This window comes from Biomaibacter acetigenes, assembly GCF_003691585.1.
In the GTDB taxonomy this organism is placed as follows: Bacteria; Bacillota; Thermosediminibacteria; order Thermosediminibacterales; family Tepidanaerobacteraceae; genus Biomaibacter; species Biomaibacter acetigenes.
On sequence record NZ_CP033169.1, the window covers coordinates 2,477,420 to 2,492,226 of the forward strand.

Sequence of the window (14,807 nt, forward strand, 5' to 3'; positions counted from 1 at the left end):
ACTAATTGACCTAATAAAATTTTATACTATCATAGGAAAACATCGTCCATAGCATTTTCAGAAATTATATCTTTAACTCCGCTCTCTGAATAATATGATCCTGGTATTCCTTATCCAATTCAACAAAATACCCGCTCCAGCCCCATACTCTTACGATTAGATTTCGATACAGTTCGGGTTTTTTTTGCGCTTCCAGCAGTGTTTCCTTGTTTAATGTATTAATTTGTAGCTGATGACCGCCCATATCCATGAATGTTTTAACAAGCATAGCCACCTTTGTAATATTTTCATCGCTGCGGAAAACAGTATCGTGAATCTCAATGGTTAAAGGTCCTCCATTGATAGCAGCTTTCAAATTCGGCTTAACAAATGAACGTATAATAGAAACAGGCCCTTTTGTTTTTATATTAAGACTCGGTGAATAGTTGGCAGATAAAAACTCACCCTTTTTCCTTCCATCAGGGGATGCATTCAACTCCTTACCATGCCAAACGTAGTACATTGCAGATCCCGTACCTGCCCTATAGCATCCACCTCTATCGTTTGTCTTATCTTTGAGGGAATTAGCAAACATATCCACCAACTGAACTGCAATATTGTCCACATAGTCATCATCATTACCCATTTTTGGCGCTTCATATTTAAGCTTGGCCCACAGGTCTTCATAGCCATCATAATTTTCATTTATGGCATTTATAATATCCTCGGGCTTCACTGTCTTTTCTTCAAAAACAAACTTTTTAATCGCTGCCAAGGAGTCTGCAGCATTTGCTAGTCCCGTACCGTGTAACCCGTAATTGTTGTACCTGGCTCCATGGGAGATATCCCTTGCATTTTTGATGCAACCGTCCATTAATATAGACATAAATGGGGCCGGTTCCATGTATATGTCCTTGAACTTGTTTATCTCTTCATCTACTTCAGATTGTATTTCTTTTTTAACCTGTTCCATTAAAGAATCAAAATCTTTACATTCTTTTAGGCTTTCATGTATCACTTTTTCAACAACACGTAAATAAGAGAGTGCACCAATATTGGGGATATCCATTCCTACCGCGGGTATTATAAACTCCCAGCATGCCGCAACTACATAATTTCTTGCATCTTCAAGTGTATATCCTTTATCAAGCAGTCCGGGTATGACAACATCATCATTTGAGTATTGAGGAAATCCCAATCCTTGCTTGGTAAGCAAAGTCCCAAGCTCATAGAGCTTAAGGTCGGTTTTTTTATTAACTCGGAGGTTAATTTTAGGATCAATCAGTTTAAGTTCCAAACTTGCTTTCAGGCACATTTCAGAAAGTATGTTATATGCATCATTTCCATTCTCATCTACTCCACCGAGCACCATGCTCTGACCGTTGTCTCCCTGTTGCATCCCCGGATAAAGATCGCTATCCTTATTGAATGTTAGGAAAAATTCCTCCAAAAGCTCGAAGGCCTGGTCCAGATTCAAACGTCCGGCATCCAAATCCGCTTTGAGATAAGGGTACATATACTGGTCAAATCTTCCTACCGTATTATGATAATTGAAGGAAGCCCATAATGTAAAATGAAGGATGCGGAAAGATTGAAGAGCTTCGTGGAAGGTGGTTGCGCCGTATTTCGGCACACGCCTCAAGATTTCTGCAACTTCTTTATTGCCAACTCTTTCCGCTTCCTCTGCATATCTTTCGGTTAGCTGTAAAACTGCATCAATTGAATCTATAACGGCCTGCAAAAATTCCCTGCCTTTTGCATCCTCTGTAACTTCTAATGCTTGTATTGCTTCATTGCGGTGCGTCCAAAGCCCCAGCTTTATGGTAGTTGCATAGTTGGGTGAAATATTACATACTTTGCCCAGTTCATGAATATAATGGTTCTTTTTTATCTCTCTCCATTCATCAGGGGTAAAAATTTCAGGTATTTTAGGCATTGTCCTCATGAAAACGATTTTTTCATCTTCCATGATGATCGGTTTTTCCATCTCCAATACCCACCGAAGCCTTCTGGCAGCGCGCTGGATATCACTTAAATTGGCAGCAGCAAGCTCTTCGGTAAATCTTGTGAACACTGTAGGAGGAATATCCTGCCTGTATTGATGATGCTTTTTGTTTAAAATGTTGCCCAGCATTTTTTCAATTCTCCTATTCATAAAACAACACTCCTTATACTATATTTTTTGAATGGGTTGAGATAAACTCTTGGTTTTTGCTCCACATCAAATATTGGCTTATATTCTTTACCTAGCATAGAATACTTGGCCCCTGCCATCTTATTGTAGGGTAATAATTCTACCCTTTCCAAACTTTTTGCGTCTTTTAGCAGGGCCGCAATCTTCTCCATGTTTTCTTTAGTGTCAGTTATACCCGGTATTAAAGGAATCCGTATATAAAACTTTTTGCTTGTGCTGCAAAGATAATTCAGGTTTTTTAAAATCAATGTGTTATCTACTCCTGTTACTTCTTTATGTATTTTGGGATCTGTGGATTTGATATCCATAAGGACAAGGTCAACAACGTCAGCCACTTTTTTGAAAACTTCTTCAGGTGCATACCCAGAGGTTTCTATGGCAACATGTATGGGTTTCAGTTCCTTGATAAGCTCTAGTAAAAACTCAGGCTGTGCCAAAGGCTCTCCACCTGATATAGTTATGCCACCATTGCTTTTTTCCAGAATCTCTTTCCCCTTTAGTAGTTCTCTTGCCAGATCCTTAGCCTCATATTCAATTCCACAGATTTTTCGAATATGGAGAGGGCATACATTTATACATGCACCACAGGCAATACATTTTTCATGCTTGCATATATCAATACATCTACCACAATGTATACAGGAACCTTTGCTTACCATTAATTCCTTTTTAAAAGACATTCCTTCCGGATTATGGCACCAATTGCACTTTAAGGGACATCCCTTAAAGAAAACGGTTTTTCTTATTCCAGGTCCATCATGAACTGCAAATTCTTCAATATCGAATATCATTCCCTTTGTCATAATTTGACCCCTTCTATTTTACATCGCAGATTTTCGGAAACTTAGTTTCCTTTATTCTCAAACCCTCTCAAGAAGGCTATTGTTTTTTTACCTCTACTTGTTTCCGTTGCTAAAATAGCTGATATTTATAGATATCATGATATATCATTATATATCATAAGTATAATTGTGATTAATGCTAATATTTGCCTGAAATAATACTTGACTTCTTAGATCTCCCCCATAATTGAAGCGGATGAAAACCCTCAGTTTTTTATGCTTATTTTAAGGGTTTTGATGATTATATAAAATTTTATATTCGCAAAAGGCCTCACGAATCCTTGAATTATATGACACCATCAGCATTTTATTAAGCATTTTTAAGAAATAGTGTGAATCGTGTTGTGTTGATTGTTTAAGTCCAAATAATAGGGGGGCCAGTACACTTCATTATCTTAACCTGCTTTTATATTATTCTGTGTACCTATCATAAGTTCAAGAATTCTTTCCTGAGTCATATTCTTCTTATCGTTAATTTCTCCGACAATTCTTCCGTTTCGCATAACATATATCCTGTCACTCATTCCGATAAGTTCAGGAAGCTCTGATGATATCATCAAAATAGCTATCCCTTCGCTTGCTAATCGGTCAATTATCTTATAAATCTCCGCTTTTGCATTGACGTCAATACCTCTTGTAGGTTCATCAAGAATGAGAAGTCTTGGCTTTGAAGTCAGCCATTTTGCTAATACCACTTTTTGCTGATTGCCGCCGCTCAATGTGTTCACAATCTGATTTACGGATTTTGACACTATATTGAGCTCTTTGATTTTTTCTTCAGCAATTTTGTTCTCGATTCTTTTATTTATGAAGTAATTCTTAAATAAATTGCTGAGTGAAGCAAGCGAAATGTTTTCTTTAATGCTCATATCAAGAATCAGACCTTCATTCTTTCTATCCTCAGGGAGATATAACAAGCCCTTCTTAATCAATTCATGGGGCCTCTTCCTATTTATATTCTCTCCAAAATATGTGATTTCCCCATCCTTGAATGCTCTGGCGCCGAATATTGACTGTGCCAGTTCCGTCCTGCCTGAGCCTACCAGTCCTCCCAATCCTACGATCTCACCTTTTTTCACTTTTATATGAACAGGTTCAGTCCTATCGGATATTTTTAGGCCTTTTACCTCAAGAACAATTTCTTCCCTGACTTTATGGCTGCATTTGTACATTTCTTTTAGAGGCCTGCCTACCATCATTTTTATAATAGTATCATAATCAAATTCACTCCTTGAAAGAGTTCCGATATACTTTCCATCTCTTAATACCGTTATTCTATCCCCGATTTCTACTAGTTCTTCGAGTCGATGTGATATATATATTATACTGATTCCCTTAGATTTCATATCCCTGATCAAACGAAACAGAATATCAATTTCTTTTTTTGAAAGACTAGCCGTCGGCTCATCCATAATAACTATCTTTGACTCATTGGAAAGAACTTTGGCTATTTCTACAATCTGCTGTTGAGCTATGGACAGGTTATGTACCATAGTACTTGGATCTATATCAAAACCAAGTGACAACAGTAGTTCCCTGCTCAGTTTGTACATTGATTTTTTATCTGTTAACCCATTTTTCAAGAGTTCTCTGCCAAGGTATATATTATGGACTACATCCAGGTTTTGACACAGATTAAGTTCCTGATGTATAAATCCGATTCCATGATTTCTTGCTTCTCTTGGATCCTTAAAGGATACCTCTTTGCCTTCGAGGACAATCCTTCCTTCATCCGGCGGTATGATGCCTCCCAGGATCTTCATAAGAGTTGATTTACCGGCACCATTTTCCCCAACAATAACATGAACCTCTCCTTCATTTAATGAAAAGTTAACTCCATCAAGAATCTTTACCGTTTTGTTCCTAATAGCCTTTCCGTAGCTGTCATAAATATATTTTGTAATACTCTGCATTGTAAGTACATTTTTATTCACTTTATTTCTCCTCTCTATATTTATATATAGACTAATATAGATTATTTTTCGTTCAGAACTACATTGTCTTGTTCTTAATATTTTCAAAAATGATAGCGCCTAGAATAACAATTCCCATTACAGCTTGATACAAGTGATATGACACTCCCATGAGATTGATGCAGTTTTCTATCATTTTGATTATCAAGACGCCGAAAACGCTGCCGACAACCGAGCCGATACCGCCAAAAAGACTGGTTCCTCCTACAATTGCAGCTGTTATAACCTCAAAAGTGAAGTTCGCCCCCCCCATGTTAGGTTGTGCACAGTTTACTCTGATAGTCATTAGTATACCAACTATGGCAGCCAAAATCCCGTTAACAACATAAACAGATATGTTCAATTTGTCAATGTTTATTCCGCTCAGGAAACTTGCTCTCTCGTTAAAACCGAAAGCCATCAGTGTACGTCCAAAAATTGATTTGTGAAGAACGAAGTAACAGATAACGGCTATAAGCAGAGCGATGTATACCGTTGAGGGTAAAAATAAAATTTCCGTTGCTCCTATGGCATTAAAATCTTCTGGAAGTCTGTTGACTACATCTCCCCTGCTGATGATTTGTGCTATTCCATAAATTATGTATCCTGTTCCTAATGTGGTAATGAATGCAGGTACTTTAATTTTCTGTATGATATACCCATTACAAAAGCCAATTACCGCTCCAACCAATACGGTTAATAAAACTGAAGGTAATACCGAAACTCCCCACGATTTAACAAGCATTCCTGCAATAATCGATGTAATTCCCACAGTATAACCCAATGAAAGGTCTATACCGCCTGTCATCAGTACCATCGTCATGCCCAGGCAGGCAATAATGGGTATTGCAGACTGTTTTACAATAAGAAGTAAGTTATCAAGTGTAGCAAAATTTTTTATAAATAAAGCTGCGAGCACCCATAATACCAGAAAAATTACTATACTTCCTCTATTTTTTATAAAACTTCTAATAAGAGCACCAATTCGCATTCTATCTTCAGATTGAACACTATTTATTTCAATATTCATTTGAAAGACTCCTCCAAAATAATATTATAAGATAAGGTAGCCATTAGATGAATCCCAGAATCTATCGGATCAAAAATAATAGATTAATGTGAACACAAGTATTTCTCAACGCATTTATCTATTTCTTCTTCATTATTTGAAGGCATATTTACATTTTTAATAAGTTCCCACTCTTCTACATGAGTTATTGTATCTTCAGGTTCTAATATCTTAAAGGGTGATAATGATTCTATTTCTATCATAAAATCAGTAGTATATGTTTCAAAAGATACTCCAAAGTCGGGATATTCAGCACCCATTTGGTGATTATATCTCTTTATAAAAACATTATTATGATTAAAATAGGCAACCCATCCTGCTTCGTTTGGAATACCGAATTTAAATGGTTGTTTCATATTTGGATCATGTGTAAGAATTATATATTTATTTCCCCATATAATACGGGGATCATCCATTCTCGAATAAGGCCATAGTGCTACTATACGATTACTTAAAAGTCCTGTATCACGCTGTGATTGTGGTACAATTTCTTTTCCACCCGGTGCCAAAAGTGTTAGCGCCCATGCTGCAATTTTTATAGGCCATGCGTTTTTATTTTTAAGACTATGAACAATTTTAACTTTACTGGAATCATGACTTAATATTATTTCAATTTCTTTTTGTACTTGGGAATATACCTCTACCTTTTGTTTTATTTTAATACCATCCTTTACATTTTTCCACTCAACTGGATCATTATCTGGTATATAAGAGCGTGGAAATGCCTCAGGACTATGCCATAAACGATGTCCTCCTCTTATTTTCCATTCTTTATCCCAAACAGTTTTTGAAACAGAGGGACATTCACAAAACTCATTTTGTTTACCAGTAAAACCATAGAATATTACGCGTGGCCCAAAATCGATTGTTATAATAACATCAACAATATCATTGGTCAATTTAACACATTTCCCGAATTCTTTGTATGTTATTATATCGTTATTAATTTCATTCAATTTAAAGTTACCTCCATTGTATTTTAAATGTAGATTTTCGGAAACTCAGTTTCCTTTATTCTCAAGCCCTCTATAGAGGGCTATTGTTTTTTTACCTCCATTTGTTCGCCGTCGCCAAAAAAGCTGATATTTATAGATATCATAAGATTTTAAGAGTTTATAAACAGTTATTTGCGAATATAAGCTTGTAATCATACTTGACTTTTTCGGATCGCCCCCAAAATTAAAGTGGATGGTAATTTTTACCATTACTTCTAATTAATGAGGGTGGTTCTTTTATGCTTATCAAATGTTCTTCTCATGTTGAGTTTAAACTGTTTTTACAGCAGAGGATTCCTGTGTTGTGGGCTCTGGAGCAAGACAGGCTTATATCTTTCTCCAGGTCTTTGACTAAGGTTTGGTTTTTGAATCTGGATCCTGCTGCTTGTTTGTTGTCCAAATGTTTTTCTTCTATGGGTAGGCCTGTTAAATATGATCCTGTGTGTATTTTAAGGTCTTTGGTATTGATGTTGGATCTTGGGTACCATAGTGTTACTAAATGGGTTCAAGCTCTTCGTTCTGATGATATTCTGGCTGTTTTGTCCGGCTTTGAGCCTCATGGGATTGATCCCGGATCCTTTGAACCTTGTTTTGTCTGGGGATGGTTCTTCTTTAAGGACAGGTTCTAGCCCCTATGGTGTTAAGGTTTGTGATTGTAGGAAAAAGGGTATTTTTAGTTGTGATTGCAAGCGTCGTTTTTCGGATCCTGAGGCTTCTTGGGGCTGGGATAGTTACCGTGATGAGTACTATTATGGTTATTCTCCTTATGTTTTAACGGCTGCAGCAGGTGTTGGTGAGCTTCCGATGTATATTAGGCTTGTTCAGGCCCGCCGCCATGATTCTGTATCGGGTGTTGTTTCACTTGCTGAGTTTAAGGAGCTTTATCGGTATTTAAAGGTAAATAAGTTTTTGGCAGATTCTGCTCATGATGCTTATCCTTTTTATGAGCTTTGTGAGTTTTTGGGTATTGAGCCTTTTATTGATTTAAATTCTAAAGGCAAGGGCAATTTTAAGAATTTGCCTTCTGTGAGTATCAATGAGTATGGTATTCCTATTTGCCCCAAAGGTTATGCTATGTGTTTTTGTGGTTTTAATAAAAGCCGCAGTCGTTTGAAGTGGCGCTGTCCTTTGAAAGCCGGCAGCAGACGTTTGAGAAAAAATATTTCCTGTGATTGCCCTTGTTCTGATTCTTTCTATGGACGTACGGTTTATACTAAGCCTCAGGATGATTTAAGGATTTTTACCAGAACTCCCAGGGATTCTAGGGCTTGGCGCAAGGTTTATGCTATGCGGTCTTCTTCGGAACGCTCGTTTAAACGGATTAAGATTGATTATGAGATTGAGCGCTGCAGGATAAGAGGCCGCAAGAATTGGTATTTTTTTATTCATTTTGCTGCTATGAACTGTCATCTTGATGCCTGGGTTGCTAAGACTGAAAAAGAACATTTTGATATTTGGAATGAGGTTTTGGAGAAAGATTTAGCAGCATAAACAATAGAACCCAGGAGATAATTCATTAACTATTGTTCACCTTTTAAAAATGGCTTTTTTAAAGGGTTAGTTTGTTATTGTCTTTTTTTGGGTTTCATTTTAATAAGATTGCTGTTTACTGGTTTTTTATTTTTCACTTCCTTATTTTGGTAAATGGTTATGGTTTAGATGACTTTTTTGTTGGGTTTGTTAGTTTTTTACAGGGAATTATTTACTGTTTCCGAAATTACTCTTTTAAATATATTTGAGATTGACGCAGTTTTCTATCATTTTGATTATCAAGACGCCGAAAACGCTGCCGACAACCGAGCCGATACCGCCAAAAAGACTGGTTCCTCCTACAATTGCAGCTGTTATAACCTCAAAAGTGAAGTTCGCCCCCCCCATGTTAGGTTGTGCACAGTTTACTCTGATAGTCATTAGTATACCAACTATGGCAGCCAAAATCCCGTTAACAACATAAACAGATATGTTCAATTTGTCAATGTTTATTCCGCTCAGGAAACTTGCTCTCTCGTTAAAACCGAAAGCCATCAGTGTACGTCCAAAAATTGATTTGTGAAGAACGAAGTAACAGATAACGGCTATAAGCAGAGCGATGTATACCGTTGAGGGTAAAAATAAAATTTCCGTTGCTCCTATGGCATTAAAATCTTCTGGAAGTCTGTTGACTACATCTCCCCTGCTGATGATTTGTGCTATTCCATAAATTATGTATCCTGTTCCTAATGTGGTAATGAATGCAGGTACTTTAATTTTCTGTATGATATACCCATTACAAAAGCCAATTACCGCTCCAACCAATACGGTTAATAAAACTGAAGGTAATACCGAAACTCCCCACGATTTAACAAGCATTCCTGCAATAATCGATGTAATTCCCACAGTATAACCCAATGAAAGGTCTATACCGCCTGCAATCAGTACCATCGTCATACCTAGGCAGGCAATAATGGGTATTTTGAAAGACTCCTCCAAAATCACATTTTAATATACCTTTTAATATACCTTGCTGGCTTCAAGCTTTTTATTTTTGCTGTAGATACTGACGGCAACAACAATTATGATGATAGTTCCAACAATAATATTTTGAAAAAATGGATGTATGCCCAAGAGGTTGAGAGCATTCCTAGCGCACCCTATAATCAGTGCCCCCACCAGAGATAAAGGAATCTTACCCTCGCCTCCCATCATGTTGACGCCACCGATGACACACGCTGCTATAGTGTCCAGCTGGTATGGCTCTCCCTGCATAGGATGAACCGTATCAAGCTGAGAACTGAGGAGTATTCCCGCAGCAGCTGCGCAAAAGCCTGAGATGGCAAAAACCATAAGCTTTATTCTATTGGTATTAATACCTTCCTGTTTAACTACAACTTCATTGCCGCCAAGGGCATATACATGATTTCCAAAGGGTGTCCTGGTCATGACAAATGCTCCGATCATGACTAGCAGCAGTGTAATGTAATCCGAAACCGGTATGCCCAATAATTTACCATTACCTATAAAAACATATGCCTCCGGGAAGCCTCCAATAGACCTTCCGTTATTGAGTAGAAGAGCGAAACCATAGCAAACCTGCCCGACTGCCAGAGTTGCTATAAAGGAAGGGACCTCTAGCTTTGATACCATAAGTCCATTAAACATCCCCATAAGTGTTCCAACAACCAACCCGACTATTATTGCTATAGGTAAGCTTACACCTTGCAACAGAAGAAGGCCATTTATCATTGCGCATAATGATATCTGTCCTCCTATAGATAGGTCAATACCTTTAATGATAATCACCATAGTCATAGCGATCGAACATATTGCAATTATCGAGCATTGCCGCATAACATTGAGCAGGTTCCTCGGCTGTAAAAAATTAGGGATTAATGATCCAATAATTATAAACGCCAGAATCGCTAAAATATATAACAAATATTTTTTGTATCTAATTTCGAATTTCACTAAATTACCTCCCAAATACAAATGGATGCTTAATTAAGAGGAAAGGCGCATCAAATGAACTGATACTTTGATACGCCATATTCTCCTTATTGAATTATCAGGTCATTAATTATCAATATTATTCATAAATATTTTTGATATTTGATATAATAAGAATGCATTAACCTTCTATCTTCTAGAATGCCCATTTGTATGCTTCATCAAGGTTTGTTTTGTCATAAACCATTGTACCTGAGTCTATCGTCTTTTGAACTTTTGAAGGATCCAAGGAGCCATCCAGCACTTTCAATAAGGTATCTACAGCCATAGTCCCCATTTTTCCAGGGAATTGAGCCATAGTTCCGGTGATTTCCCCGGTCTTTATTAAATCAACAGCTTTCTTGGAACCGTCAACACTCATGATAGTGAGTCCTGTCTTCTTTTTGTCTTTAAGCGCCTGAAGTATTCCGTCAAGCATGACATCTGATGCTGAGAATAAGCCCTGTACATCACTGTTCGCCTGCAGCATGTTCTGTGTTACAGACATTGCCTTGTCATTGGACCAATCTCCAGGCTCTTCACCTACTATCTTAATCTGGCTGCCTTCTAAGCCTTTCTTGAAACCATCAACTCTTTTATCTCCGGCAGCATTACCATTAGCTCCACGAACAATCAGGACATTTCCTTGGCCATTTAGTTCCTTGACCATTCTTTTTCCAGCTTCAACGCCTGCATTAAAGTTGTCGGTGCCTATATAGCATATATAAAGATCTTCATTTCCCTTGTCAACAGGAGTATCCACCAATACAACCGGAATATTGGCTTCCTTGGCTTTTTTCAGTGCAGGGATGACTGCCTTGCTGTCCATCGGATTCAAAATAATAGCATCAACTTTTTTCATTATAAGGTCTTCAATCTGATTAACCTGTGTAGCAACAGCAGTCTGCTCGCCGGCTGTTACAAGCAGAAACTTATTTCCGGATGCTTCAACAGATTTCTGAATCGAATCTGCTATCGCCTTCTGGAAATCATCGTTTGTTACTGTCTTAAGGCTGAATGCTATGGTGTACTGTTTTTTGTCTGCTTTAGCTTCCTGCTTGGCAGTACCCTCTTTTTGAGTTTCTTTTTTACTTTCAGTAGAACTGCAACCTGTTAAAACCAATGTAAACACAAAGGCAAATATAGCTAAAAATGCTAACATCTTTGAAGCAACACTTTTCTTCATAATATTCTCCTCCTTAATTTTTTTTATTTCATTTAACATATTTTTTCTAAAAGTCCCAACCTTTTTCATTAAAACTTAAATACATTTTCATTTTCATCTCTAATTTTTCAGTTAATAATAACGTTTTTATCTCTTAAATCCCTCCTTTTTTCTTCTTTTGGGTAATCAATTTTCTTTTATCCCTCCCTCTATTATCTTTTATTTTCTTGATATTTCTCACTCATTCTTAAAATTTCACCAGGGTAGTAGTAGGCACTCATGGGGGATAAAGGCTTTATATAACATTTATATTGATATATGGGAACTATACGGTAGCGTAAATAAGGATGTGTTTAGCTTCCATATTATGGCACTAGGGAATCCACTTTATCTCAAGGGACGAAACCTCCCATGTCTCACTGACTCGTAGCCTAAATTCCTTCGTTCAGGCTTCCCATGAGTTAGACGTCAGCCAAGCTCATTTGCTGAGTCAATATCCTTATGGTGAAATTCCTGATGACTTATCCGGCTCATTATTATCAAGGTTCAACTCTCTTTTAAAATATGACATTTATTTCATTATATAAAATACTTAATATATTAGGCTCTTTATTATTACTTTTTTTAATATAATTTCTATATCCTCTATCCTACACCCCCCAGTTTCCGGTGAGAGAGCTGAGGCTGCAGAAGCGGCTACGGCTAGGCGGAGCATGGATTCGAGGTCATAGCTTCTGGAAAGGGCTACTGCAAAACCCGCCACCATGGCGTCACCACAGCCTACGGTGTTGACAGGGGCTATCTCCGGGGGCTTTGCCCAATAAACTTTGCCGGTGTTGGCATCGGCTAGCACTACGCCATTTTTCCCAAGAGATATAGTTGCATACTCAATCCAAGGCTCAGTAAGGGGTATTGATGCCCAGGTTCCATGGAAAATTTCTTCTTGCCCTTGCACCTTATGGCTTAGCGAATTAAAAATTTGCACCCTCTTTTCTCTTTCTGCTTTAATGTCTGACGATCTTTTTTTTGTAATATCGGTTTTTAATAAAGAGAGTTCTCTGGAAAGTTCAATTGTTTTCTTCGTGGCCGATTTTTGTTGGATATTTTTGATAGTTAATGGAATTATTTCCTCTGAGGTTTCCATTGTAATAACCGATTCCTTTTGGATTCTTACTACAGAAGCCAATAGTTCCACTGCCGCTCTTGCGGCATCTTCGATGCTTGTGATTTTCCTCCCTAAAAGGTTTTCGGCTTCACTAAGATTAGGCTTAATCATGGTGGGGAAAGCCTTCATCCCCTCTTTTAGATAATCTCCGCTAGTATCCAGTATCACCTTCTTTCCATTATTTTTAGCTATGGTTATCAGAGTCTTATATATGTCTTTATCCACCCCTCTGGGAGCGCTGCCCGACATAGTCACTACATTAGCTCTCTGAAGCAAAATTTCATATAAGCTTATAAATCTTTCGACATTTTGGGGTGTAAGAAGGGGACCAGGCTCCAGGAGTTCTGTGTGAACATGGGTAGCCTTATCTACGATGTTTACACAGGACCGAGATTCACCCTGGATCTTTACAAACTCGTGGGGGATGTTCATTTTATCAAGTTCATGCTGTATGAATCCTCCGGAAAAGCCCCCGATAAATCCTGTAGCAAGAACCTTTTCCCCGAGAGTAGAAATGACCTTGGTAACGTTTAAGCCTTTACCTCCGGCGGTATACACGGCTTCTTTTACTCGGACTACGTCGCCCACTTTAAAGTTTTCTACAACATATGCTTTGTCGATTGAGGTATTTAGGGTAATTGTAAGAATCATTATGCTAACCTACTTTCAAATAGAGACCGGAAATCAGAGGTAAGGGGTCGGAACCCAGAATCTAGAGGATTGGATTATATTCATAAATTCATACTTAATTTAGCATCCGACTTCTGACTTCCTGCATCCGTTATCTAAAATGCGCTTAAATAATAAGATAAAGTCTTAAAAGCGACGAACTATTTTACGTTTATCATGTTACTACTGTTGCGCCATTTTTTTCTTAAACAAATTAATTACATCCACCGGCGTGGGGTCCACTCCGCGGTATATGGGTGCGTAAAGGGTAATGAAGTCTCCCAGATATACCAAAGAAAACATACGGCAAAGCCTGTTTTCGCCTTCGGCAAAGATTTCTCTCACCTTACCCATCCTGGTCCTGAGTATATCCAGAGTTATGTCCTTCCTCTTTTTTATTTTGGGACTATCCAACAGATCATCCCTCAACATCATAAGGTAAAAATTCTTTATGAGCTCCTGCGGCATATCCCACCCTACGGCTTCGTCGTGATGCAGGCAGGGGATGACATTGTAAAAGGCCATGAGTTTACTGTTTTCCCCAAACTGATTTTTTATCCTCCAGGCAACCGAATCGTAGTATTCCAGGGAACCGTATACCAGGGGTATATAGCCGTATAAGTCCATGGCTATCTGTTTTGCCGGGTTTTGCTCTACCGGAGTCTCGGCTCCATACCTCTTTTTGAGGGTGGATAATAGTTGTATGAGTCCTCGGATTTCTTCTTCCTTATCCTGAATAAGGCCGAGCTTTGATAAAATCACCAGCATAGGAATGAATATATATCCTATATCACGGCGGGGATGGCCTATGTCGTAAGGCACGATAAGGGTCGGTATACCGTCATTTCGGCACATTTCCGCCAGTTTCCCGCCCGAAGTAATGGCTATCATGAAAGCTCCTTTTTTTATCGCCTGCTCGTAAGCTGCCAGGGTCTCTTCAGTGTTGCCCGAATGAGAAACCACAAATATCAGAGAATCGCTGTCCGCAAAAGCAGGCACATTGTAGCCCTGATTTACGATTACCGGAATTTCCAGTTCGTCGAAAAGGTATGACCTCAAGAGCCCTCCCGCCACCGATGAACCTCCGCCGGTACCCAGGATTATAATTTCATGAAATTTTCTGCCGGGATTGGCTACTTCAAAATTTTTGCCCAGATCGAGACTTTCACCGAATTGAACATCATAGTTTTCGGTGGTGATTAAAGAATTCATAGTGTCTATTTGTCGGATTTTTTCTACATCATTTAAGTCTATCAATTACAGTCCTCCTCAAGAATTCAGAATTTATGATTTTTTCTGCATTGAAGCCCATTTT

At 38.2% G+C, this 14,807-nt stretch carries 11 protein-coding genes; 1 reads left to right on the forward strand and 10 read right to left on the reverse strand.

The genetic code is table 11. The annotated features are described in order from the left end of the window. Positions 1-64: 64 nt before the first annotated feature. The 5 genes from D2962_RS12630 to D2962_RS12650 form a co-directional block, all read right to left on the reverse strand. Positions 65-2,134 (reverse strand): pyruvate formate lyase family protein, encoded by a 2,070-nt coding sequence (locus D2962_RS12630; protein ID WP_122015169.1) that lies wholly within the window; start codon positions 2,132-2,134, stop codon positions 65-67. Next, positions 2,131-2,976, reverse strand: a complete 846-nt coding sequence (locus tag D2962_RS12635; RefSeq protein WP_122015170.1) for a glycyl-radical enzyme activating protein — start codon at positions 2,974-2,976, stop codon at positions 2,131-2,133. Before D2962_RS12635 ends, D2962_RS12630 begins: the two co-directional genes overlap by 4 nt. Before the next feature lie 434 nt (positions 2,977-3,410). Continuing rightward, positions 3,411-4,949, reverse strand: coding sequence for a sugar ABC transporter ATP-binding protein (locus D2962_RS12640; protein ID WP_222927531.1), 1,539 nt, complete (start codon positions 4,947-4,949; stop codon positions 3,411-3,413). Positions 4,950-5,007: 58 nt separating this feature from the next. After that, the gene (locus D2962_RS12645; RefSeq protein WP_122015171.1) at positions 5,008-5,997 is read right to left on the reverse strand and encodes an ABC transporter permease; all 990 of its coding nucleotides are present in this window, start codon (positions 5,995-5,997) and stop codon (positions 5,008-5,010) included. Positions 5,998-6,080: 83 nt separating this feature from the next. Next, on the reverse strand, positions 6,081-6,992 hold the full coding sequence (locus D2962_RS12650; RefSeq protein WP_122015172.1) for a hypothetical protein: 912 nt from the start codon (positions 6,990-6,992) through the stop codon (positions 6,081-6,083). A gap of 516 nt (positions 6,993-7,508) precedes the next feature. Here D2962_RS12650 and D2962_RS12655 point away from each other — a divergent pair. Beyond that, the gene (locus tag D2962_RS12655; protein ID WP_222927532.1) at positions 7,509-8,522 is read left to right on the forward strand and encodes a transposase; all 1,014 of its coding nucleotides are present in this window, start codon (positions 7,509-7,511) and stop codon (positions 8,520-8,522) included. A 234-nt stretch (positions 8,523-8,756) separates the two neighbouring features. Here the strand turns inward: D2962_RS12655 and D2962_RS12660 are convergent, their stop codons facing one another. The 5 genes from D2962_RS12660 to D2962_RS12680 all read right to left on the reverse strand — a co-directional run bounded on the left by D2962_RS12660 (position 8,757) and on the right by D2962_RS12680 (position 14,749). After that, positions 8,757-9,506, reverse strand: coding sequence for an ABC transporter permease (locus tag D2962_RS12660; RefSeq protein ID WP_281273673.1), 750 nt, complete (start codon positions 9,504-9,506; stop codon positions 8,757-8,759). Between the two features lie 15 nt (positions 9,507-9,521). Continuing rightward, positions 9,522-10,475: an ABC transporter permease gene (locus D2962_RS12665; protein WP_122015174.1), complete on the reverse strand. Its 954-nt coding sequence runs from the start codon at positions 10,473-10,475 to the stop codon at positions 9,522-9,524. Positions 10,476-10,650: 175 nt separating this feature from the next. After that, entirely contained in the window at positions 10,651-11,679 is a 1,029-nt protein-coding gene (locus tag D2962_RS12670) for a sugar ABC transporter substrate-binding protein (protein WP_162991216.1), read from the reverse strand. A 571-nt stretch (positions 11,680-12,250) separates the two neighbouring features. Next, positions 12,251-13,474, reverse strand: coding sequence for a 1-phosphofructokinase family hexose kinase (locus tag D2962_RS12675; protein WP_122015176.1), 1,224 nt, complete (start codon positions 13,472-13,474; stop codon positions 12,251-12,253). A 201-nt stretch (positions 13,475-13,675) separates the two neighbouring features. Then, a complete protein-coding gene (locus D2962_RS12680; protein WP_122015177.1) occupies positions 13,676-14,749 on the reverse strand; it encodes a bifunctional phosphoglucose/phosphomannose isomerase in 1,074 nt (357 codons plus the stop codon). Between the last annotated feature and the right edge of the window lie 58 nt (positions 14,750-14,807).

Bases quoted from the DNA above. Each gene is read 5' to 3' on its own strand.
- D2962_RS12670 (WP_162991216.1), bottom strand. From the start codon at position 11,679: ATGAAGAAAAGTGTTGCTTCAAAGATGTTAGCATTTTTAGCTATATTT.
- D2962_RS12635 (WP_122015170.1), bottom strand. From the start codon at position 2,976: ATGACAAAGGGAATGATATTCGATATTGAAGAATTTGCAGTTCATGAT.
- D2962_RS12675 (WP_122015176.1), bottom strand. From the start codon at position 13,474: ATGATTCTTACAATTACCCTAAATACCTCAATCGACAAAGCATATGTT.
- D2962_RS12630 (WP_122015169.1), bottom strand. From the start codon at position 2,134: ATGAATAGGAGAATTGAAAAAATGCTGGGCAACATTTTAAACAAAAAG.
- D2962_RS12645 (WP_122015171.1), bottom strand. From the start codon at position 5,997: ATGAATATTGAAATAAATAGTGTTCAATCTGAAGATAGAATGCGAATT.